The 23,022-nt window shown below is 53.8% G+C and carries 18 protein-coding genes; 15 read left to right on the forward strand and 3 right to left on the reverse strand.

Annotated features, from left to right (window positions below):
- The 7 genes from murD to ftsZ all read left to right on the forward strand — a co-directional run bounded on the left by murD (window position 1) and on the right by ftsZ (window position 8,898).
- Window positions 1-1,356: a UDP-N-acetylmuramoyl-L-alanine--D-glutamate ligase gene (gene murD, locus J0A68_RS21975; protein ID WP_206580412.1), complete on the forward strand. Its 1,356-nt coding sequence runs from the start codon at window positions 1-3 to the stop codon at window positions 1,354-1,356.
- Entirely contained in the window at window positions 1,353-2,537 is a 1,185-nt protein-coding gene (locus J0A68_RS21980; RefSeq protein ID WP_206580413.1) for an FtsW/RodA/SpoVE family cell cycle protein, read from the forward strand. The genes murD and J0A68_RS21980 overlap by 4 nt, the downstream gene beginning before the upstream one ends.
- A gap of 11 nt (window positions 2,538-2,548) precedes the next feature.
- Window positions 2,549-3,658, forward strand: coding sequence for an undecaprenyldiphospho-muramoylpentapeptide beta-N-acetylglucosaminyltransferase (gene murG / locus J0A68_RS21985; protein ID WP_206580429.1), 1,110 nt, complete (start codon window positions 2,549-2,551; stop codon window positions 3,656-3,658).
- Window positions 3,658-5,061, forward strand: a complete 1,404-nt coding sequence (gene murC / locus J0A68_RS21990; protein ID WP_206580414.1) for a UDP-N-acetylmuramate--L-alanine ligase — start codon at window positions 3,658-3,660, stop codon at window positions 5,059-5,061. Before murG ends, murC begins: the two co-directional genes overlap by 1 nt.
- On the forward strand, window positions 5,058-5,813 hold the full coding sequence (locus tag J0A68_RS21995; protein WP_206580415.1) for a cell division protein FtsQ/DivIB: 756 nt from the start codon (window positions 5,058-5,060) through the stop codon (window positions 5,811-5,813). Before murC ends, J0A68_RS21995 begins: the two co-directional genes overlap by 4 nt.
- Before the next feature lie 10 nt (window positions 5,814-5,823).
- Window positions 5,824-7,131: a cell division protein FtsA gene (gene ftsA, locus J0A68_RS22000; protein WP_206580416.1), complete on the forward strand. Its 1,308-nt coding sequence runs from the start codon at window positions 5,824-5,826 to the stop codon at window positions 7,129-7,131.
- 123 nt (window positions 7,132-7,254) lie between these two features.
- On the forward strand, window positions 7,255-8,898 hold the full coding sequence (gene ftsZ, locus J0A68_RS22005; protein ID WP_206580417.1) for a cell division protein FtsZ: 1,644 nt from the start codon (window positions 7,255-7,257) through the stop codon (window positions 8,896-8,898).
- A 3-nt stretch (window positions 8,899-8,901) separates the two neighbouring features.
- Here ftsZ and J0A68_RS22010 read toward each other — a convergent pair whose 3' ends face one another.
- Window positions 8,902-9,426 (reverse strand): NADPH-dependent FMN reductase, encoded by a 525-nt coding sequence (locus tag J0A68_RS22010; RefSeq protein ID WP_206580418.1) that lies wholly within the window; start codon window positions 9,424-9,426, stop codon window positions 8,902-8,904.
- A gap of 242 nt (window positions 9,427-9,668) precedes the next feature.
- On the opposite strand from J0A68_RS22010, the gene J0A68_RS22015 reads away from it, so the two are divergent.
- From J0A68_RS22015 to J0A68_RS22025, 3 genes are all read left to right on the forward strand, one after another.
- Window positions 9,669-10,487, forward strand: coding sequence for a purine-nucleoside phosphorylase (locus tag J0A68_RS22015; protein ID WP_206580419.1), 819 nt, complete (start codon window positions 9,669-9,671; stop codon window positions 10,485-10,487).
- Between the two features lie 602 nt (window positions 10,488-11,089).
- Window positions 11,090-13,501, forward strand: coding sequence for a TonB-dependent receptor (locus tag J0A68_RS22020; RefSeq protein WP_206580420.1), 2,412 nt, complete (start codon window positions 11,090-11,092; stop codon window positions 13,499-13,501).
- The gene (locus J0A68_RS22025) at window positions 13,494-14,591 is read left to right on the forward strand and encodes a DUF4249 family protein (RefSeq protein WP_236025722.1); all 1,098 of its coding nucleotides are present in this window, start codon (window positions 13,494-13,496) and stop codon (window positions 14,589-14,591) included. The genes J0A68_RS22020 and J0A68_RS22025 overlap by 8 nt, the downstream gene beginning before the upstream one ends.
- A 549-nt stretch (window positions 14,592-15,140) precedes the next feature.
- On the opposite strand, the gene J0A68_RS22030 is transcribed toward J0A68_RS22025, so the two are convergent.
- Window positions 15,141-16,433 (reverse strand): amidohydrolase, encoded by a 1,293-nt coding sequence (locus tag J0A68_RS22030; RefSeq protein ID WP_206580422.1) that lies wholly within the window; start codon window positions 16,431-16,433, stop codon window positions 15,141-15,143.
- A gap of 373 nt (window positions 16,434-16,806) precedes the next feature.
- On the opposite strand from J0A68_RS22030, the gene J0A68_RS22035 reads away from it, so the two are divergent.
- The 5 genes from J0A68_RS22035 (at window position 16,807) to dnaN (ending at window position 22,234) form a co-directional block, all read left to right on the forward strand.
- A complete protein-coding gene (locus J0A68_RS22035) occupies window positions 16,807-17,508 on the forward strand; it encodes an SDR family oxidoreductase (RefSeq protein WP_206580423.1) in 702 nt (233 codons plus the stop codon).
- Between the two features lie 173 nt (window positions 17,509-17,681).
- Entirely contained in the window at window positions 17,682-18,590 is a 909-nt protein-coding gene (gene gldA, locus J0A68_RS22040) for a gliding motility-associated ABC transporter ATP-binding subunit GldA (RefSeq protein ID WP_206580430.1), read from the forward strand.
- Window positions 18,587-19,306 carry a gliding motility-associated ABC transporter permease subunit GldF gene (gene gldF / locus J0A68_RS22045; protein WP_206580424.1) on the forward strand — a complete coding sequence of 240 codons (720 nt, stop codon included), beginning with the start codon at window positions 18,587-18,589 and terminating at the stop codon, window positions 19,304-19,306. Before gldA ends, gldF begins: the two co-directional genes overlap by 4 nt.
- Window positions 19,303-20,994, forward strand: a complete 1,692-nt coding sequence (gldG, locus tag J0A68_RS22050) for a gliding motility-associated ABC transporter substrate-binding protein GldG (protein ID WP_206580425.1) — start codon at window positions 19,303-19,305, stop codon at window positions 20,992-20,994. The genes gldF and gldG overlap by 4 nt, the downstream gene beginning before the upstream one ends.
- A 115-nt stretch (window positions 20,995-21,109) precedes the next feature.
- Window positions 21,110-22,234: a DNA polymerase III subunit beta gene (gene dnaN, locus J0A68_RS22055; RefSeq protein ID WP_206580426.1), complete on the forward strand. Its 1,125-nt coding sequence runs from the start codon at window positions 21,110-21,112 to the stop codon at window positions 22,232-22,234.
- Window positions 22,235-22,335: 101 nt separating this feature from the next.
- Here dnaN and J0A68_RS22060 read toward each other — a convergent pair whose 3' ends face one another.
- Window positions 22,336-22,797 carry a Clp protease ClpB gene (locus tag J0A68_RS22060; RefSeq protein ID WP_206580427.1) on the reverse strand — a complete coding sequence of 154 codons (462 nt, stop codon included), beginning with the start codon at window positions 22,795-22,797 and terminating at the stop codon, window positions 22,336-22,338.
- Window positions 22,798-23,022: the final 225 nt, after the last annotated feature.

Here is a 23,022-nt window from a genome sequence, read left to right on the forward strand (position 1 = left end):
ATGAACCAGATAGCCATCCTCGGAGCCGGAGAAAGCGGATTGGGAGCAGCGATGCTCGCCAAGCGGGAGGGCTATGGGGTTTTGGTGTCTGATCTGGGGACTATTTCGGAGCAGCGGAAAAAGGCGCTGCTGGAGGCGGGGATCGACTTTGAGGAAGGGGGGCACAGCGAGGCGAAAATCCTTTCCTGCGACTTGGTCATCAAAAGTCCCGGTATTCCGGACCAAGCGCCTTTGGTGAAGGCGGCGGTGGAAAAAGGCATACCCGTCATCGACGAGCTGGAGTTTGCTTTTGGCTATAGCCAAGGCAAAGTCATCGCCATCACCGGCACCAACGGCAAAACCACCACCACGCTCCTGACCTACCATCTGCTGAAAGAGGCGGGATATGATGTAGGGCTGGCGGGAAATGTGGGCCAAAGCTGGGCTGGTCAACTGGTCGAAGGGGACCATGCCTGGTGGGTGATCGAGGTGTCCAGCTTTCAGATCGACGGCTTTAGGGCTTTCAAGCCAGAGATTGCCATCCTGACGAACATCACGCCGGATCACCTGGACCGCTACGGGTACAAGATCGAGAACTATATCTTTTCCAAGATGGCCCTTTTCAAAAACATGGGTGCCGGGGAGAAGGCAATCGTCTATCGGGAAGATGCACTGACCCAGCAGGGAATGGGACTCAAGCCTATTTCCGCCGACTTGCACGCGATCTCGCTGGTGGCAAAGCCTGCCAAGGGAGGATTTAGCGATGGGGCTGGCCTCGAATTTTCGGTTGGGGGAAAGGAGGCTTCCGTACCGGTCTCCGCACTTTCCATCCAGGGCAAGCACAACATCCTCAACGCGCTCTGCGCCGGGACCGCAGCCCTGATGGCCGGACTGGACGAAGCGCAGCTGATGGCTGGCTTTGGCACCTTCAAAAATGCCCCCCATCGCATGGAGCTGATCCGTGAGCTCGACGGCGTACGCTATGTCAATGATAGCAAGGGCACCAATGTCGAGTCCACTTACTATGCCTTGGGCAGCTACACCGAGCCTATGGTCTGGATCGCGGGCGGCGTGGACAAGGGCAATGACTACTCGGTTTTGAAGCCTTTGGTCGACGGAGATAAGGTGAAGGTTTTGATCTGCTTGGGAAAAGACAATGAAAAGCTGAAAGAGGCTTTTTCTGGAATCATTTCGCAGATCAAAGAGACGCAGGATATACGCCAAGCGGTGGCTTGGGGACAGGAACTGGCCGAGTCCGGGGAAGTGGTTTTGCTTTCTCCCGCCTGCGCCAGCTTCGATTTGTTTAAGAATTATGAAGACCGTGGGGAGCAGTTTCGATCCGCGGTTTTGGAATTGGTAGAAAAGGAAAACGCATGACAGCGCTAAAGGCATGGATAGACGAGCAGTTTAAGGGCGATCCCATCATCTGGGCGATCGTGATCCTGCTGTCTTTGTTCAGCATCTTGGTGGTGTACTCCGCCACCGGTACGCTTGCGTACAAGACCGCCGGTGGCAACACCGAGCTGTACCTATTCAGACATTCCTTCTTGGTGTTTCTTTCGCTGTTTGTGATGTGGGCGGCGCATAAGATGCCTTACAGGAAGTATGCGCTCTATGCCAGGCTGTTTATGTTTTTGTCCATCCCGCTGCTGGCGTTTACCTATTTCTTTGGCTCCAATATCAACGACGCCAACCGCTGGCTGACCATCCCGGTGATCAACCAGGCGTTTCAGCCTTCGGATTTGGCCAAGCTTTCCCTGATTGCGGCTTTGGCGGCCATGCTGGCCAAGCGGCAAAACAACATCAAGGACTTCACCGGGACTTTCCTCCCTGTGATTTTGGCGATCGGATTTATCTGTGCATTGATCGGAATGGCCAACATGTCCACGGCGATTTTGCTGCTGATCACCTGCTTGCTGATCATGTTTATCGGCCGGGTTCCGGTGAAATACCTCGGGCTGGTCATCATGGTCGGGATGCTTGGACTCACCATCGCCGTCTTTACAGGGCAGCGGGGAGAAACCTTCTGGTCGCGGATCGAGGCATTTTGGGAGTCCAAGGAGGACGACAGCAAGATCCCCTTCCAGGCGGAGCAGTCCTACATCGCCATCGCGACGGGTGGCATTTCGGGAAAAGGTCCAGGCAACAGCGAGCAGCGCAATTCCCTGCCGCACCCTTACTCCGACTTTATCTACGCCATCATCATCGAGGAATATGGCCTGGTGGGAGGAGCTACCGTGCTGTTCCTATACCTCGCCCTGCTCTACAGAGGCATGCGCATCGTGGCCAATTCCAACAAGGCTTTCGGGGGCTTGCTCTCCGCGGGCTTGAGTTTCGCCCTGGTGATCCAGGCTTTGGTCAATATGGCCGTAGCCGTCGGGCTGGGGCCAATTACCGGACTTCCCCTTCCCCTGCTGAGTATGGGGGGGACGTCTTTGGTCTTCACGGGGACGGCTTTGGGGATCATCCTGAGCGTGAGCCGGGGTGACCATTCCGACGAGGTAAGCGCCGCGACGCCCGAGCCGAGCCGATCAAACAATAGATTGAGAACTGCATAAACGAAAATAGTATCAACACAGAGCGACCATATCGAATTCTCATCAGCGGTGGAGGCACCGGCGGACATATCTATCCCGCCATTGCCATCGCCAATGCCTGGAAGGACAAGCATCCCGCCAGCGAGATTCTCTTTGTGGGGGCGCTGGGCAAAATGGAAATGCAGAAAGTGCCTGAGGCGGGCTATGCGATCAAGGGGCTTCCTGTTGCGGGGCTTCAGCGCAGTCTGACCGTGGAAAATCTGAGCTTTCCATTCAAGCTCTTGAAGAGCCTGCGCATTGCGTCTGGGATCGTGAAGGATTTCCGTCCGGATGCCGTGGTCGGTGTCGGTGGCTATGCCAGCGGACCGGTGCTTTACGCTGCGCAAAAGAAAGGAATACCCACGCTGGTGCAGGAGCAAAACTCCTATGCCGGCTTGACCAACAAGCTGTTGGCCAAGCGGGCCAAAGCCATCTGCGTAGCCTATCCGGAGATGGAGAAGTTCTTTCCAGCGGACAAAATCCGCGTCACCGGAAATCCAGTCAGAAAGGACATCCTGAATCTCTCCGGGAAAAAAGCAAAGGCTATGGAGCACTTCGGACTGGTCGTGGACCGCAAGACCATTTTGGTCTTGGGAGGCTCCCTGGGAGCGCGGACGCTCAACCAGGCTGTCCTGAAGGACATGAAGGGCTTGGAGGCGGATGGATATCAGATCCTTTGGCAGTCCGGTAAATTTTATTTCAAGGAAATGCAGGCAAAGCTGCAGGAGTCGGACCTGAAGCATGTCCACCTGAGGGAGTTCATCCGCGAGATGGATCTGGCCTATGCGGCGGCAGATGTGATCGTGTCCCGAGCCGGGGCGCTTTCGGTCTCTGAGCTCAGCCTAGTCGGCAAGCCGGTGATTTTCATCCCTTCGCCCAACGTGGCCGAAGACCACCAGACCAAAAACGCCATGGCCTATGTGGAGCATGGCGCTGCGCTGCTGCTGCGTGACTCGGACGCGGTGGGACGGCTGAGGGCCAAGGTGGGAGACTTGATGCAGAGTCCTGGGCAGGTGACTGCGCTGGGAGAGAATATAAAGAAACTGGCCAAGCCGGATGCGGCAGACGCCATCGTACACGAACTCGAAAAACTGGTCAGCTAATGTTCAAAGGCATATACAAGGTGTACTTTTTGGGAATCGGCGGCATAGGCATGAGTGCTTTGGCCCGGTGGTTTCGCCATGAAGGCTATCCTGTGGCGGGCTACGACAAAACCCCCTCTCCGCTTACCGAAGCGCTGGAGAAGGAGGGCATGATGATCAGTTTCGAGGATTCCACGGTAGAGATTCCCTTTGACTTCACCACCAATCCCGACGAGGTCTTGGTAGTGTGGACTCCTGCTATCCCCAAGGATAGCCTGCTGCTGAATTTCTTCCAGGCACACTATCAGATCAAGAAGCGCTCCGAAGTGCTGGGGATGATCACGCGGGAGTTTTACACCATCGCGGTGGCGGGCACCCATGGCAAGACCAGCACCTCCTCCCTCGTGGCCCATTTGCTGAAGTCAGCCGGAAAGCCGGTTGCCGCATTCCTGGGAGGCATCACCCAAAACTACAACAGCAACCTGATCCTGCCCGGCAAATCAAAAGAGCAGACGCTGGTCGTGGTGGAGGCGGATGAATTTGATCGCTCCTTCCTCAGGCTGTCGCCCAATGAGGCCGTAGTGACCAGCGCCGACCCGGATCACCTGGATATCTATGGCGACGAGGCGACGATCTTGGAAGGCTTCAGGGACTTCATCAAGCTTTTGGACAAAAAAGGCAAACTGTACATCCAGACCCATGCACATTACCGCTTGGGCGAAAACCTGTCCACCAGTGCGGCGATCCGGGAGTATGGACTCCGGTCTTCCGGTATCCATGCCGAGAATATCATCGCCAAGCCGGGACTGTTCCTCTTCGACTACATCGGTGCCAAGGTGCAGATCAAGGGGCTGGAGCTGCATATCCCGGGCTTCCACAACGTGGAAAATGCCCTGGCGGCGATCGCCATTGCCGTGGACCATGGCGTGACCGAGGAGCAGATCCGTGCAGGGGTGAAGTCTTTCAAAGGGGTGAAGCGCCGCTTTGAGATACACTCCGCGGCGGCTGGCCACATTTACATCGACGACTATGCCCATCATCCGGAAGAGATCAAGGCTTGCCTGAGCTCGGTGAGGGCCATGTATCCCACTCAGCGCCTGACGGTGATTTTCCAGCCGCATCTCTTCACGCGGACGAGGGACTTTGCCGAGGGATTTTCCGAAAGCCTCTCCCTTGCTGACGAAGTGCTGCTTTTGGATATCTATCCAGCCAGGGAGCTGCCGATCCCAGGGGTAGACTCCGCCATGCTGCTGGATGGAATCCTCGCCGCCAAAAAACTGGTGTTGCAAAAGGCCCAGGTGATGGACTACCTGGAGGATTCCCGTCCCGAGGTCTTGGTGACGCTCGGCGCGGGGGATATCGATCGATTGGTGCCGGGCATCGCCGCCTGGATGGATTCGAGGGCTAAACAGGACGAGTCATGAAAATGAACAGACTGAAAAGAGCGCTCGGATTTTTGACCCTTTGCCTGGTATTGGTAGGGTTTATCGGCTTTGTGGAAAAGAAAGCCCAACTCAAATCCTTTGGTGGACTGGAAGTCGACCTGGAGGCAGTGAGCGGGGTGTACTTCGTCGAGGACCGGGAGATCGAGGAGATCATCCATTCCTCTTTTCCGGAGCTAAAAGCCGGACTGCCGGTGACGGAGATTCCTCTGGCAGAGGTGGAGAAGCGCCTTGCCGGACATCCTTTTATCAAGTCCGTGCAGGCCTCGATTGGCCACAAGGGAATATTGAAAGTAAAACTCCAGCAGCACGAGCCGATCGCCAGGATCGCCCGTCCGCTGGGTGCCGACGGCTACATCACCAGCGAGGGACTGATCATCCCTACCTCGCCGACCTACACCAGCAGGGTGCTGATCCTGGAGGGCGACTATGCCGAGAAGCTCATGGATCAAGGCAGCGTGGAGGGGATGCCGGAGTTGATGCCCCTGATCCGCTTCGTGACCGAGGACGAGTTTTGGAGCGCGCAGGTGACAGAGCTGGAGATCAACAAAAAAGACGACATCCGCCTGCATCAGCAGGTGGGGAGACAGGTGATCGAGTTTGGGGATGCACTGGATATCGAGAGCAAATTCAGACGGATCGAAGTCCTGTATAAAGAGATTTTACCTAGAAAAGGCTGGAATGCTTACGAGCGGATCAGCGTGAAATTTAAGAATCAAATTGTTTGTGAATAATAGCTTGGGTATGGAAAACGACAATCTTATCGTAGGACTGGACATTGGGACGACCAAAATCTGCGCAATCATCGGCCGCAAAAACGAGTTTGGAAAGCTCGAAGTGCTGGGCATGGGCAAAGCCGTGTCGGATGGCGTGGATAGGGGAATCGTCACCAACATCGAGAAGACCGTGTATGCGATCCAAAAGGCGGTGGATGACTGCTCGGAGATGGCAGACGTCAACATCGGCGACGTGATCGTCGGCATTGCCGGACAGCATATCCAGAGCAAGATCATGCACGGCAGCATCATGCGGTCCCAGACCGAGGACGAGATCACGGTAGAGGACGTTCGTCGGCTTTCCTCCGATATGCACAACATCGTCGTGCCCCCCGGCAACAGCATCATCCACGTGATGCCCCAAGACTATACCGTGGACTATGAAGGCGGCATCAAGGATCCCGTGGGCATGGCCGGTACACGCCTGGAGGCGGACTTTCACATCATCACCGCCCAGACCACCGCGATACACAACATCAACAAATGTGTCAAAAAGGCGAATCTGGAATCCAAGCAATTGATCTTGGAGCCTTTGGCAAGTTCCCTGTCCGTGCTCAGCGATGAGGAAAAAGAAGCGGGTGTCTGCCTCGTGGACATCGGGGGCGGGACGACCGACATCGCGATTTTCTACGAAAATATCATCCGTCATACGGCGGTCATTCCTCTCGGAGGCAATATCATCACCTCCGATATCAAGGAAGGCTGCATGCTGATGCAAAACCAGGCCGAGCTGCTCAAGACGCGCTTTGGCAAAGCCATCGCAGAGGAGGCCAATCCCAACGAGATCGTGTCTATCCCCGGACTGAGAAACCGTCCCCCTAAGGAGATTTCCATCCGAAACCTGGCCTCCATCATCCAGGCGAGAATGGAGGAAATCATCGAGATCGTCCAAAACGAAATCATGCAGAGCGGCTATTACAAGAAGCTCGCCGGAGGCATCGTCCTCACCGGTGGCGGATCCCAGCTGCAGTGCATCTCCCAGCTGTTTGAGTACATGACCGGACTGGACACCCGCATCGGCTATCCCAACGAGCACCTGGGCAAGTCGGTGATCGAGGACGTGAAGAGCCCGATGTACGCCACGTCCGTGGGACTGGTGCTGGCAGGCTTCAAGGCACTGGACGACCGGGAGGAAAACTACAGAAGGCGTGTGGCCAACTCAGGCGCGCTGCCCAAGAATATGGTGAAGCGGGAAGCCATCGCGGCCAACTTCTTCAAGAGCATCACCGAGCGATTGAAAACCATCATTTCAGACGATATCGGAGAAGAATACTAAAAACACTAGGGCTTATGATTGGGGAGGTTTTCAGCCTTGCGGACAACTTCCTTTTTTACCCTTTTTCATACAAAAACATCACAACGGAAAATTTTCACCAAACCATAAAATATGTCAGATAACATGAAAGATTACAGATTTGACCTTCCAAAAAATCAGAAATCAATTATCAAAGTGATTGGTGTGGGAGGCGGCGGCAGCAATGCCGTGAACCACATGTATTCCCAGGGAATCAAAGATGTGGAGTTTGTCGTGGTCAATACCGACGCACAGGCGCTCAAGTCCAGCCCAGTGCCTCTGAGACTGCAGCTGGGAGCCAACCTGACCGAAGGCCTCGGTGCGGGAGCCAATCCCGAGCAAGGCCGCAATGCCGCCATCGAGTCCCAGGACGAGATCCGCGAGCTCTTGGCTGACAACACCAAGATGGTCTTCATCACCGCAGGTATGGGTGGGGGTACCGGCACCGGTGCCGCTCCTATCGTGGCCAAAATCGCCAAGGAACTCAACATCCTCACGGTGGGCATCGTGACAGCGCCCTTCATGTTTGAAGGCAAAAAGAAGATGAACGTAGCCCAGCAGGGGATCGAGTCCCTCCGTGAAAACTGCGACACCGTGCTCGTGATCCTCAACGACAAGCTGCGCGAAATCTATGGCAATCTGGCCATCCGTACCGCATTCAGCAAAGCGGATGACATCCTGACCACCGCGGCCAAGTCTATCGCGGAGATCATCACCATCCACCAGGACGTAAACGTCGACTTCGAAGACGTCAAGACCGTAATGAAAGAGGCAGGCGCCGCCGTGATGGGATCCTCTACCGAAGAGGGCGAAGGCCGCGCGATCCGTGCTGCCGGTGCTGCGATCTCCTCTCCATTGCTCAACAATGTGGACATCAAAGGAGCCCAGAAGATCCTGCTTTCCATCATGTCCGGCGAGGACGAGGAGCTGTCCATGGACGAACTCAGCGAGATCACCGAGTACATCCAGGAGAAGGCCGGAGACAATGCCGAGGTCATCTTTGGTCAGGGTATCGACGCCGAGCTGGGCAGAGCGATCCGCGTGACCGTGATCGCTACCGGTTTTGAGATGGACAAGCTGTCCGACAAGCCCAGAGCGAGAGAGTTTAGCGCACCCATTTCAGCTTTTGCAAACCCCGTAGCCAGCACTCCTGCCCCTGAGCCGGAAGTGGTGAAAACCGTGATCAACCTGGACTCCGGCAAAAGCCAGCAGGTGAAGGAAGAGCCTATCGCAGGCGGATCGACGTTTACTTTCAGCTTGCCCAAAGCACCAGCTCCCGCACCAGCACCCGTCAAGCCGGTAGTGGAGGAGAAGGAAGAGTTTGAGTTCAACTTTTCTTCCATTCAGCCCGAAGAGAAGCCTGAGCCAAAAGCAGAGCCCAAGGTAGAGGCCAAGCAGGAGAAAGTTGTGTTTGACCTGGAGGAAGAATCTACCAAGAAGCCCGAGGTGATGCTGCCGAAAGAGTCTGAGCCTATGCCCCAGGTATTTGCCAACGACTACTACGAGCAGATGAAGCAAAAGGCGATTCAGAGAGCGCACGAGCGATTCGAAAAGCTGAAGGGAAACCGCGTGTTTAACCCAAGTGCCGAAGAGCTGAAGGAAAAAATGAACGTACCTGCCTATCAGCGCAAGAATGTGGTGCTCAACGAGCCCCAGCACAGTTCAGAGCCTGCGATCAGCAAGTACAACCTGAATGACGAGAACGAGATTCTCGGCAACAACAGATTTCTGCATGACAATGTGGACTAAGTCCTAAAACTCAAGCAGCATGTCTGCCTGGGTATGTAGCAAGTCCAAATACAGCCTGTTGGTGAGCAGGTTATCTGACATATTTTGCTCGATTTTGGCAAGCTTCGGCTTGAGAGCAAGGACATGCATACCCAGATAATGGAAGATGTCGGTGAGGTGGCTCAAAGCGATGCCACCCCCGCCTATTCCTGATGAAAGTCCGACCAAAGCACATTTTTTGTTCCGAAAGGTATTCGGGTAGGTCATCCCGTCGATGAACGTCTTCAGGATGCCCGGAAAAGACCCGTTGTACTCCGGTACGATGAAGACGAACTTTTTCCCTTCTTTCACACGGTTGTGGAAGGCGTTGTAGCCTTCGTTTTTCCCGTTGTTTTCATACAGGGCGGTTTCGATGAAGTCCGCCGGCAGCTGCTCCAGCTCCAATATTTCTGATTCGGCTCCCCGCTCCAGCAGGATTTCCTGGTAGAGGATGGCGATGGTTTTCGACAGGGAGTTTTTTCGGTTGGTACCGACGATGATCTTGATCATGGGTTTCTCTAAGTGTATAGGCGTTTTTCGTCTATGCGAAGTTCAAAGCTAAGCGAAGTGCGGGAATTGGGATGCTTCCGTCGCTGATCTTCCTGCCTTTGATAGCACTGGCGAAAAACCAATTTAAGTATGGGCCGGATACCGGATTCCAATTATTTCTCCATTTCCGATACAAGGCATCCGCTGGAAAAGTTCTCAGCCTCCTCCATTCTTCTATCTTTACCCGAAAATCAGGCAAAACTATGGACTACCTCAAGCAAATTCAGGAAGCTGCGTCATTTATCCAAAAGTTACATCCCTCGGCCATTCCCATCGGGATTATTTTGGGCACTGGGCTGGGCAGTCTCGGCAACCAGATCGAGGTCGAGCTGGAGATAGACTACAAGGACATTCCCCATTTTCCGCTTTCCACCGTGGAGAGCCATTCGGGCAAGCTGATTTTTGGTACCCTGTCGGGAAAGAAAGTGGTCGCGATGAAAGGCCGATTCCACTACTACGAGGGCTATTCCATGAAGGAGGTCACGCTGCCCATCCGCGTGATGAAAAAACTGGGCGTGTCCACACTCTTGGTCTCCAATGCCTGCGGCGGACTCAATCCGCTCCAGGAGGTCGGCGACGTGATGGTGATCAGCGACCATATCAACATGTTTTCAGAGAATCCGCTACGCGGCAAAAACTACGAGGAACTCGGGCCCAGATTTCCGGACATGAGCGACACCTACTCCGCGGACCTGATGGAAAAGGCCTTCGAAATCGCCGAGTCCAAAGGGATCAAGCTGCATCGGGGCGTCTATGTAGGCGTGGAGGGACCCAATCTGGAGACTCCAGCGGAATACCGCTACTTCCGGATCATCGGAGGTGACGCGGTCGGCATGAGTACGGTGCCGGAGGTCTTGGTGGCCCGACATGCCGGGATGGAGGTCTTCGGGATCTCTGCGATCACCGACCTGGGCGTGGAGGGCAAGATCCACAAGGTATCCATCGCCGATGTACTTGCCGCAGCCGCCAAAGCCGAACCGGTGATGGCTTTGATCATGCGGGAGCTGATTGCGAGGATTTAAAGTAGATCTGATAGGTGATTTGACTCCTTTAGATTTTTCCTTTTGATTTCCTGCCGAAACTATGACCGAGGAAATGATAATTGCATTGGTTGCCAGTTATTTGGTTTCCGGGGCCATCGTGTACTCGCGAACCTACGGTATTAAAAAGAGTGTTAGACAAATTCTTACCTGGGCGCCATTATTTGGTCTGGTCTGGTTGTATGAGGAGGGCAGAAACCTAGTTGACGATCCTCTTATGTTTGGGCTAGTCACGGCCCCCGTCGTCGTTGGGTTTTGTTTTTACGTCTTTGACGTCATTTCTTTACGGGTACATGAAAGGGAGTTCTACCTCCATGCCCGCCATTCTAAGAATATGAATGGTCTTGGGCTTCCCGCTGAAAACAAACACTACCGTGTAACAGATATTTTGTTGTCCTTAATATTGATAGTACTGTGGATCGGTTGGCCTATTCTTTTTGTCATACTGGTTCGATGGCTCTCGATTTGATCTTTGTTCGGGGCAAGATTTAATATTGTTCAGAACATGGTCTTCGATTTATTGAAGGAACCTATTTATACCACAGGTTTAGGAAGTTTGCCTTTATTTCGTAGTTTGTAAATCTATGAAATGGCTGGCCCTGATTTTTTTAGGATGTTGTCTCACTTTTAGCGCTTGGGCTCAGACAGATTCCCTTTCTTTTTCTTTTGGGAAAAAAGAGGGGCAGCATCGCAAAACCTATGTCCTCACAGGAAAAGTCACGAACAAGGAAAACGGCGCGCCGATAGAAGGTGTCGGCGTGCACGTGGACGGCCTCTTTACCGGCGTGAGCAGTGACCGTTTTGGCACCTACTACCTCCAGATCGAGCCGGGAGAGCATCGCGTGGTTTTTAGGCATCTTGCCAATGTGCCGGTTTTCGCCCGCGTCGAGCTCTATGACCATGCCGTGGTCAATGTAGAGATGGTCGCCAAATCCTACGAATTGGAGGGGGTGGTGGTGATGTCCGACGAGCCGGATCGCAATGTCCGCAATCCCATCACGGGAATCACCAAACTGACTTCCGCCGAACTTCGCGCCATTCCGGCGTTTTTGGGCGAAGCGGATATTTTCAAGGGGCTGCAGCTGTTGCCAGGCGTAAGCTCGGTCGGTGAGGGCAGCTCCGGGATCAATGTACGCGGTGCGAAAACCGACCAAAACCTGCTCCTGATGAATGAAGCGCTGGTATTGAGTTCTAACCACGCTCTGGGCTTTCTCTCAGGTTTCAACGCCGATGTGACGGAGACTTTTACCCTCTACAAGGGCAATCTGCCTGCTACCTTCGGAGGTCGTGCGGGCTCGGCGTTGAATATCCAGATGCGTCCCGGCAGCAAAGAAAGCTGGCAGGGCCAAGTGGGAGCGGGTACTTCCAATGGCAAGCTGCTGATCGAAGGGCCGCTCAAGAAAGACAAGGCTTCGCTGATCTTTGGCGGACGGCTCTCCAATGTCAACTGGCTGCTCAATCAGGCCCGGGATCTGGACATCCAAAACAGCAAACTGAATTTCTACGACGGCTATGTGGGCCTAAACTGGGAACTGGACAAGGGACATGTGCTCGAAGCCAATACCTTGCTTACCGGAGACGAGTTTCAGTTTTCGGACCAGTTTGGCTACGACTGGGCCAACCGCATCAGCTCTCTGCGGTACCGCGGCATTCTTTCGGAGCACATTTCCGTGACCGGATTGCTGGCGGACGGCAATTTCGACAACGCTTTTTTCGATCCCGAGGGAGCCGATGCCGCCCGGGTGGAAAACGGCATGCGCTACCAGCAGGGCAAGTTTTCGGCCACTTGGGCCAATGAAGACCTGGCTTTGACCGGCGGGCTGGAAGGGGTTTTTTATAAAGGAAAGCCCGAACGCATGTCACCTTTCAATGCCGAATCCTCCGTGCAGGAGGAGCAGGTCGGCAAAGAGCGGGGAGTGGAGCTGTCGGGATTTCTGTCCCTGGAGTACGAGCTGGGCAAGAGCACTGGCTTCGTGGCGGGGCTGCGCTATTCCAGCTATTCCCAGCTGGGCCCAGACACAGTCTATTTGTACAATGAAAACGCGCCGATCAGCGCCGATGAGATCATCGGGGAAACCGTTTTTCCCTCCGGCAAAATCAAGTCCTACTCCGGCTTGGAGCCGCGCTTTTCCCTCCGGCAAAATATCAATCCCACGCTTTCGGTCAAGCTGAGCTATGCCCGGCTTTTCCAATACATCCAGTCCGTATCCAACACCTTTGGGCCGACGCCGATTGACCTGTGGCAGCTGAGCACGACCTACATTCCGCCTCAGCGCTCGGACAATTTTTCCCTGGGTTTTTTCAAAAACTCCAAGGACAACCAATGGGAATACTCCATCGATGCCTTTTACCGCATGAGCCAAAACCAGGTGGAATACCGGGATTTTGCGCAGATTTTCCTCAATCCCCACCTAGAGACCGAGCTCGTCTTCGGAGACGGACAGGCCTATGGGGCGGAATTTATGATCAAGAAAAACCTCGGGCTGGTAACGGGCTGGTTGGCCTATACCTATTCCCGCTCCTTTTTCACCTCGCAAAGCGAGTTTGAGGAAGAGCAGATCAACGGAAACGAGAAGTTTCCCTCCAACTATGACAAGCCGCACGAGGTGAATTTTATCCTCAGCCGCAAGATGTATCCGAGGGGGCTGTTCAACCTGTCGGTCAACTACTCCACCGGGCGGCCAGTGAGCGCGGTCAACGCGTCTTACATTCTAAATGGGGGCTTGGTGGTGCCGGACTACTCCGTACGCAACAAGTACCGCATCCCGGATTATTTCCGCGTCGATCTGTCCTACACGGTGGAGAAGGTGTTTTCGAAAAAGGGCGACAGCTTGAACTTTGGTATTTACAATCTTTTGGGGAGAAAGAACGCCTACTCGGTTTTCTGGAAAAAGGACGGGGATTCCCAGCAGCTGAGGCCTTACCGCCTGGCGATTTTGGGTTCGATTTTCCCTTCCATTACGTACAGCATTCAATTTGGAGGTGGTGATGAATAGACTTGGGATTTTTGGTTTGGTCTGCGTGGTGCTTGCGTTCAACTCTTGCGTGGAAAAGATTGCCTTCGAGCTGGACAAGCCGGATCGGGAGCGCCTGATCGTGTCGGGGCTACTGACCGATCTAAGGGAGACGCAGTTCGTGTACCTCTCCGTGACCACCTCCAATGCCCGTGAACCCATCCTGGATGGAGGCAACTACACGCTGGATGACATGCCAAGGCCGTTTTCGGGAGCCTGGGTGAAGCTCATTGACGTGACCTCCGGCAAAAGCTGGGATTATTATTTAACTAAAGACGGGCAGTACGAACTGACTGGCTTTGTCCATGAGTCCCCGGAAGCGCGCTACTCACTGGAGATCACCGTGAGCGGGGCGGTGTATCGCTCGGAGCCGCAGGCAATTCCCGAGGTCATTGGCTCGGATGAGTTGAGCTTTTCCTTTGAGCGTGCACGGCTGGATGACAATCCCGACGCTGCGCTGGTCGTGATCCGGACAGAGACCACCTTGCCTGAGCAGGTTGGTGATTATTACCTTCGCTGGATGGTGGATGAAGCGTATTTCTGGGATTTGACCTTTTTTCCCAATCCCTTCAACACGCCTCCGCCGCCTTGCGTGGTTTTTGGCTTTCCCGAACCGGAGCGGATTACGCTGCTCAACGGCGAGTTGCTCAATGCTCCGGGAGGCAAAACGACCCAAATAGTCGCCCAAAAGCTGGTCGACCAGTCCTTTCTCAGTCGTCATTATTTCAATGTGCGGCAGCTGAGCATTTCCAAAGATGCTTATGAATACTGGCGCCGGGTGCGGGAGATAGTGAACAATACCGGTTCCGTCTTTGACACGCCGCTTGCTCCGATCAAGGGGAATCTATACAGTGTATACGATGATGAGGAGGTTGTTTTGGGCTATTTTGAAGTGGCCAAAGGGAAGCGGGAGCGTATCTTTACCACCTTTGCGGATGTGCCTTTTTTCCTTGAAAAAATCTGTGAATACCAGCCCAACAAGTCACGGGATGAGTATGATCCTACCTGTCTCAGCTGCGGAGCCTTCCCCAATAGCATTACCTACTTCCCGGATTGGTGGTTTGATGATTAGAATTTGGAAAATTGGAAGATTGTAAATTTTGAAAATTGGGTGTCGCCAAGGTGCAGACGACAAATAACACTGAACGCAACAGTAATTGGATATTCGCAATCCGAAAAACCTGCCCAAAACAAAAGCTAAGGATTAAAACCCGATCCTAAGTCCGGAGAAATCAGGTTTCGGGCTTGATCCTGATTTGGTCTAGGGGCGTAGCCCTGACCTCTTCGTAGAAAATCTGCCGTTCGGGAAAAAAGGGGCGTAGCCCTGATATCCGCTGTTGGGCCTCAGCTACAAGTAGAGATGACAGAGCTACGCTCCTACCTTGAGATTCCTTGATACTCCGGTACTACGAAGATCGAAGGGCTACGCCCCTGCAAATAACCTTTCGACTTTGTTGCTTCGGTTGCCCAGGTGCAGACGACAAATAACAATTAACAGAACGCTAGAATAGAATAGTATTGAGGCGGAGCTTGTAGGGGCGTAAAAATAGAAAAGCCACTTTCCCATCGGCGGGAAGTGGCTTTTCTATTGTCTTAAGTCTTACGTCTAAAGTCTAAAACCTCACTTTTTCATCCCCATATAATCCACCACAAAGTAGCTCATCACGCGCATGCCGAGCACAAAACCGCCCTCGTCGATGTAGAAATCAGGCGTATGGTGGGAAGGGGTTTTGGTGGGGTCTCCGCCTTTTTTCATGCCTCCTAGAGAGATGAACAATCCCGGTTTTTCCCGCTGGAAAAAGCTGAAATCCTCTGCTCCGGTGATCAGGGGGTTGTTGATCACATTGCCTTCTCCCGCGGCGGCAAGGATGCTTGGGCCCATGAGTTCGGTCAGGGCAGGATCGTTTACGGTGGCCGGATAGAGCTTCTCGATGTTTACGTCGGCTTTGGCTCCGGCGCTTTCCGCGATGTGGGTGGCGATCTCGGTGATCCGCTTATGGACGAGGGCTTGCTGCTCGTCGCCAAAGGTGCGGATCGTTCCGATCATTTCGACCTTTTCCGGGATTATGTTGTGACGGATTCCGCCATGTATCGCGCCGACGGTCACGATAGCTGGCGCGGCGGTGATGTTGACGTTGCGGGAGATGATGGTCTGGAGTCCGTTGACGATCTGGGCGGAGGTGACGATGGGGTCGGTGCCTGACCAGGGAGAGGCCCCGTGGGCTTGTGTGCCGTGAACGGTGATTTCCAGGTTGTCCACACCCGCCATGGCCGGGCCGGAACGGTAGCCGACCTTGCCGACTTCCATTTGCGAGCCGATGTGCAGGCCAAAGACCGCGTCCACATCCTTCATTACGCCCTCTTCCACCATCTGTTTGGCACCCCAAGTGGTGACGCCTTCTTGGTAGATTCCTTCCTCGGCGGGCTGGAAAAGGAACTTGACCGTGCCCTGCAGGTCTTTTTGCATTCCTGCCAAAACTTCCGCCACGCCCATCAGGATGGCCACGTGGGTGTCATGGCCACAGGCATGCATGACGCCGGTTTCCTGACCGTTGTAGGTAGTGGTGACAGTTGATTTGAATGGGAGGTCAACGCGCTCCGTCACGGGAAGTGCGTCCATGTCTGCGCGCAAGGCGACAGTCGGGCCGGGCTTTCCGCCTTTCAGAACGCCCACGACACCGGTGACTGCTACGCCTTCTTGTACTTCGATTCCAAGAGAGCGAAGGTGGTCGGCGATTTTCTTGGCGGTTCGGGTTTCGGCGTTGCCGAGTTCGGGGTTTTGATGGATGTCGCGTCTCCACTCGATGACTTTGGATTCTAGCGCGCTGGCCTTCTTGTCGATCTCGGGACGGAGTTTGGTTTGGCCGACGGCTACTCCGCTGAGCAGTACCAGCGGCAGGATTAATCTCTTCATGGGATAAGGGTTGATGGTTTGAAAGTGGCTATAAGGTACACAAGAAAAGGAATTGTTGGAAAAATTCAGCAATGGGGATCGGCGCTTCGCTTAGGGTTTACCGCAGAGCCGCTGAGAGCGCAGAGAAATCGCAAAGGGATTGGTGCTTCGCTTTGTGTTTAATGGTAAGGCCGCAAAAGCATGCGGGATCAAGGGGTAGTACAATAGCTCAGCGAAGACTCCGCGTGCTTTGCGCCTCCGCGGTAAAGCCGATGCGAAGCATCATTTCAAAAAATAAGATTTGAACCCAACAGGTCGTTTCTTCGATTGGAAAATGAGCGTGTGTAAGAACTTTTAGGCTCGAAAAATCTTTACCTAAGTCAAACCGAAAACTATGGAACTGAAAAACAAGGTCGCCGTCGTCACCGGCGTCAGTAAAGGAATAGGACTGGAAGTCGTCAAGCTTTTACTCGAAAAAGGAACCGTCGTGGCGGGCTGGGGCAGAACCCAACCGGATTTCAGCCACGAAAACTTCCACTTTTTCTCCTGCGATGTCTCCGTGGAGGAGCAGGTCGAAAAGGCCTACCTCGCGACCGTGGGCAAGCTGGGGTTCGATATCCGGATTTTGGTGAACAATGCCGGCTTCGGAGTGGCGGGGCCTTTTGAGACCATGTCCTCCGAGGACTGGAAATCCATGTTTGACACCAACGTCCATGGCATTTTCTATGTCAGCAAGCGGCTCGTGCCCGCCATGAAGGCTGCCGATGAGGGACATATCGTCAACATCGCCTCCATCGCTGGACTGAATGGGGTGGCCAATTTCGCGGGCTACGTCGGTACCAAGCATGCGGTGCGCGGGATCTCCCACTCGATGTACATGGAGCTGCGGGACTACGGGATCAAGGTGTCCACGATCTATCCCGGCTCCACCCAGACCAACTTCTTCGATGCCATCGAGGGAACCCAAGCCAACGACAACATGATGCGTCCGCAGGATGTGGCGCAGACCATCGTTCAGACCTTGGAAACGCACCCGAACTACTTTGTGGCGGATGTGGAATGCCGACCGCTCCGGCCGAGGGGGAAAAAGCAGTAGGCAGATTTCCAGTAGGCAGTTGGCTGTACTACTGCTTTCTGCCTACAGCCCACTGGAAAACTGCCCACTGGCGCCTTGCCGTTCCGGCCTCAATGCCTATTTTTGCCCAAGACCTGACCAAAGGGGATTTCGCCCCTGCCATGCGGGTGATTTTCTCTTTGGTCCTTCCTGCTATGTCTCTTCAGGTTTCCCAACTCAGCAAGATTTACGGTACCCAAAAAGCGCTAGATGCGGTGAGTTTCTCCGCTTCGCCCGGCAGGATTTTGGGTTTCCTGGGGCCAAATGGAGCCGGAAAGTCCACCACGATGAAGATCGTCACGGGCTATCTCCAGGCAGATGCCGGAGCCGTGACTATCCTGGGCGAAGATGCCCTGGCAAACCCAAAGCCGCTCAGTGCCAAGATCGGCTACCTCCCCGAGCACAATCCCCTTTACCTCGATCTCTACGTGCGGGAGTTTCTGGAATTTTCCGGCGGATTGTATGGCATGAAGCCTTCGCTGATCCGTCAGCGGGTGAAGGAGCTGGTGGGTAAAACCGGTCTTTCGGCCGAACAGCACAAGAAAATCGGGCAGCTCTCCAAGGGCTATCGCCAGCGCGTCGGCCTGGCTCGGGCGCTGATCCACGATCCCCAAGTGGTGATCCTGGACGAGCCGACCACTGGTCTCGATCCCAATCAGCTGGTGGACATCCGCAACCTGATCCGCGAAATTGCGGAAAACAAGACCCTGATCTTTTCCACCCACATCATGCAGGAAGTCGAGGCCATCTGTCAAGACGTGGTCATCATCAACAAGGGCAAGATCCTTGCGGCAAGCCCTCTCGCTGAGTTGAAGGGCTCAGCCAGCCAAACCGAGCTAAGGCTCGAGACCGAGGAAGAGCTGGAGTTGGACTGGTTTGAAGGGCTGGGGCACATACGTTTTGGTCAGAAAAGGAACATCATCCTGCTGGAGACGAACGAGCCTGCGGAAGCCCGAAAGCAGCTCATGCAGCTTGTAGCCTCCAAAAACCTCAATCTCATTAGTCTCAGTCAAAGCCAAAAAAACCTGGAGACGCTCTTCCGCGAAATCACCACCGCCCAATGAGAAGCCTGTTTTTGAAAGAAATCAACGCTTTTTTTGGAAGCCTAACCGGATACCTGGTTCTGGCTTTGTTCCTCGTAGCGCTGGGCTTGATCGTGTGGGTATTTCCCGAGAGCTCGGTTTTGGACTATGGCTTTGCTGACTTGGAGGCGCTGTTTTCCTACACGCCCTACGTGTTTACATTTTTGATCCCGGCACTATCCATGAGGTCGATTTCGGAGGAAATAAAGACCGGCACCTGGGAGCTGCTACGCACTTCTCCGCTTTCCCTACCCAAGATCATCCTGGCCAAATACCTCGCCCTGCTGGCTTTGGTGTTTCTGGCCGTTTTGCCGACGCTGCTCTACGCTTACAGTATCATGCAGCTGGGCGACCCGGTGGGCAATCTCGACCTGGCGGGCTTCTTCGGCAGCTGGATCGGCTTGCTGATGATCGGGGCGACCTTTGCAGCGGTCGGTCTTTTCGCCAGCGCGCTGACTTCCCAGCAGGTCGTGGCTTTTGTGCTCGGGGTGTTCCTGTGCTTTGTGCTTTACTTCGGGTTCACGGCTTTGGCGGAGATGCTTACGGGAGAGACCGCCTATTGGGTGGAGGAGCTGAGTCTGAGCTATCACTACAACAGCCTGAGCCGCGGGGTGGTCGATAGCCGAGATGTCTTTTTCCTGCTGGGAATGGTTTGGGTGTTTTTGGGTGCTTCGGTTTTGGTTTTGAGAAACAGATGAAAAAGAAGGGAATCCATAGCGCCAACCCTGTTTTGATCCTGCTGGGAGGGATTTTGCTCCTGTTTTTGGCGGCTCAGTTTCTACGTTTTAGACTTGATCTGACGGAGGAAAAACGTTTCTCGGTAAGCCCCGCGACGAAGAAACTGCTTGAGGGACTCGATCGGCCCCTTCACGTGGACATACTCTTGAGTGCGGAAAACCTACCTGGGGGAATGCGCCGTCTCCAAAAGTCTATCGAGGAAACCGTTCGGACATTTAATGCCTATTCCTCCCAATCGATAGCAGTCTCCTACTTTGATCCTTTGACCGTCGTTGACTCGCTTAGGGAGGATTTTATCTACAGCCTGGCAGACTATGGGATCAACCCCACCAACGTGTTTGTCAACCAAAGTTCCGGTCAACAATCCCAGTTGATCTTTCCGGGAATCTTGGTCAGTGATGAAGAATATGAGACCGGTGCCTTGGTCTTGAAAGGGGAGCGAGGCATGTCCTCCGAGCAAATCCTGAACAATTCCATAGAAAACCTGGAGTACGAGCTGGCCAACGCCATCCGCAAGCTGGTGGATCCCCAGAAGAATGCGGTGGCCATGATCATCGGTCATGGGGAGCTTTCCGAGGACGAGGGCTTTGGGGTGGTGGAGGCTTTGGATGGCAACTACGAGGTATTCAAGGTGCCGCTGGACCAGGCCAAGTCCCCGGCAGACCTGGGTTCTTTTGCCGCGGTTTTCATTTTGGGGCCAAAGCAAAGCTATACCGAGCGCGAGCTCTACCTGCTTGACCAGTATGTGATGCGAGGGGGAAATCTCGTTGTGGCAGCCGAAGGCGTGGATGTCGACCTGGGCGAGGCGGCGGGGGAAGGCACTTTTTCTTTTCCCCTTGAAAACGAACTTGACCGGCTCCTCTTCCGCTATGGGGTCCGCATCAACAAGGATCTGATCCAGGATCTCAACTTCAGCTACATCCCCGTGATGGGGGGCAATTTTGGCAACCAGCAGCAGCTGGTGCCTCTGCCTTGGCCTTTCTATTTTAATGCCGGACGGGTGCAGACGCATCCGGTCACCAAGGGATTGGATCAGGTGAATTTCCGCTTTGTCAGCAGCATGGATACAGTCAAGGCTGATGGGGTGATAAAAACTCCTTTGATCTTTGGCTCCGAAAATGAGCGTATCCTGCCCGCTCCCGCGCGGGTGGCCTTCTCCGACATGGAGGCTGAGCCGAACATTGCCGCTTTTTCTGACAAAAACCTTCCCTTGGCTTACCTGCTCGAAGGGGAGTTTACTTCCTTGTTCAAGAATCGTTTCCTGCCGGAGGGTTTTGCCAAGGCCGACTTTTTGGAGAGTGGAAGGGGAAAGGTCGTGGTCTTAGGCGATGGCTCGGTATTCCAGAGCCAAATGCCGCTTCAAGGGGGGCAGCCGCTTCCCCTCGGCGAAGATCCCTTTGCCCAGACCACCTACGCCAATCGCCAACTTCTTCAAAACCTGGCGCAATACCTGGCCGATCCGGAGGGGATCATTTCCTCCCGTACCCGTACGCTGCAGATCCGTCCGCTCGACCGCGTGAAAGTCGCCCAGCAGAAGACTTTCTGGCAGGGGTTAAACGTGGCGATGCCCGTCTTGGTGCTGGGGCTGATCGGTGGGCTGATCCTCTACTTGAGAAAGCTTCGCTACGCGAAAAAAACTACGGCTTGACCCTCAAAAAAATAGCCTGGAAAATTTCGGGGAAAGATTCGCCAGACCGGTCGAATTAGCATTTTATTTATAAATTTACCCCGTTGGATCAAAACTAAATACTAAGCTCTACGATATGAAATTTATTGTTTCCTCTTCTGCTTTGTTGAAGCAGCTTTCGGCTATCAACGGAGTCGTGACCACAAACCCGGTGGTTCCAATTTTGGAGAACTTCCTGTTTGAGATCAAAGATTCCGTATTGACCATCACGGCTTCCGACTTGCAGACCTCCATGATGACACAGCTGCATGTGGAAGCAAAGGAGGACGGAAACATCGCGGTGCCCGCGCGTATCCTAATCGAGACGCTCAAAAACCTGCCTGAGCAGCCCGTGACCTTCAGCATCGACCACGATACCTATGCCGTGGAGATCAGCTCCGACAACGGTCGCTACCGTTTGGCTGGTGAGAATGCGACAGACTTCCCTAAAATCCCGACCGTAAACAACGCCACCACCGTGGACATGTCCACTGAGGTGCTTTCCTCGGCGATTTCCAATACCATCTTTGCGGCTAGCTCCGACGAGCTTCGTCCTGCGATGACCGGCGTGTATATCAACCTGAGCGCAACCAATGCGACTTTTGTAGCTACCGACGGACACCGTCTGATCCGCTACAGAAGGGTGGATGTGGCTTCGCCAAACGGTGCCAGTCTCATCATCCCAAGAAAAGCGCTGAACCTGCTGAAATCCACCCTGCCAAGCGAAAACGTGCCGGTAACCGTGGAATTCAACCAGTCCAACGCCTACTTCAAATTCAACAGCATCAAGATGATCTGCCGTCTGATCGACGAGCGCTATCCAGACTACGAAAACGTCATTCCGGTGGACAACCCCAACCGCATGAACATCGACCGACTGGAGCTGCTGGGTACCCTCAGACGTATCGCGATCTACGCCAACAAAACCACGCATCAGGTAAGACTGAAGCTGACAGGAAGTGAGCTGATGATCTCTGCGGAAGACCTGGACTTCTCCAACGAAGCAAACGAAAGACTCTCCTGCGAGCATGAAGGAGAGGACATCGAGATCGGCTTCAACGCCAAATTCCTGGTGGAAATGCTCAACAACCTGAGCTGCAAGGAAGTCAGCCTGAGATTCAGCGCGCCAAATAGAGCTGGCCTGATCCTGCCGGCCGAGCAGGACACCAACGAGGATATCCTCATGCTCGTGATGCCGGTGATGCTCAACAACTACGTGTAATCAATTGACCACAAACCATAGCAGGGAAAGCCTCCGGAGATATCTGGAGGTTTTTTTGTACGCTGATTCTAATGAAAGATTGTTTAGACGTTTGGGAAGCCTTATCCTTTTTTCAGCTTGTAGATCCAGTAGCCGAGGCCTAGGGTGCTGAGGAAAAATACAACCAGCGCCCATTCTATAGCCCTTCGTTCGGTAAGCTTGTTTTCGATTTCCTTGTCACGCTCCGCTACAGCCCGCTTGAGCGCCTGGACATCCTGCTCCAGGGCGAGCGTGATGGATTTGTAGTCGTCTTTCTCCTGGGAGATGGTGGTGGTTTCGATGGTCCCGATCATCCGAAGTTCGTCCATGATCTGGTTGTCCTTGGCGAGGATACGCTCCAGCCATTCGTTGGTCTCGATCATGTCCTTTTTGGTGCGGTTGCCGAAGATGCCTGACTTTTTGCTTTCGGAGGCCTTCCATTCGGCGTGGAGCTGATCGCGCTCTTGCACCATGCGTTCCAGCTTTGCGCCGTTTAGGCCTGGTTCCTGAAAAATGAGTAGAAGTGCGACTAGGAGACTAAGCATGGTTTTTTCGGTTGGTTTTTAACTCTGAAAACAAAATATAAGCCAGACTTGTCGAGTATCAAGAAGGTAGTATCAAGTATCAAGAAGCTAGACCCTAGTGACTATGCCTGAAAATGGTTGTCACTATTCTGTCAATTATCGAGTTAGAATTTCTGTTTTCAATGGATTCTTCTTCTTTGGTTGTTCAGGTATTCTTGGTTTCAATTCCAATGTATAACCGGTGAT

Origin of the sequence: Algoriphagus oliviformis (genome assembly GCF_017254915.1) — a bacterium.
Taxonomy (GTDB): Bacteria; Bacteroidota; Bacteroidia; order Cytophagales; family Cyclobacteriaceae; genus Algoriphagus; species Algoriphagus oliviformis.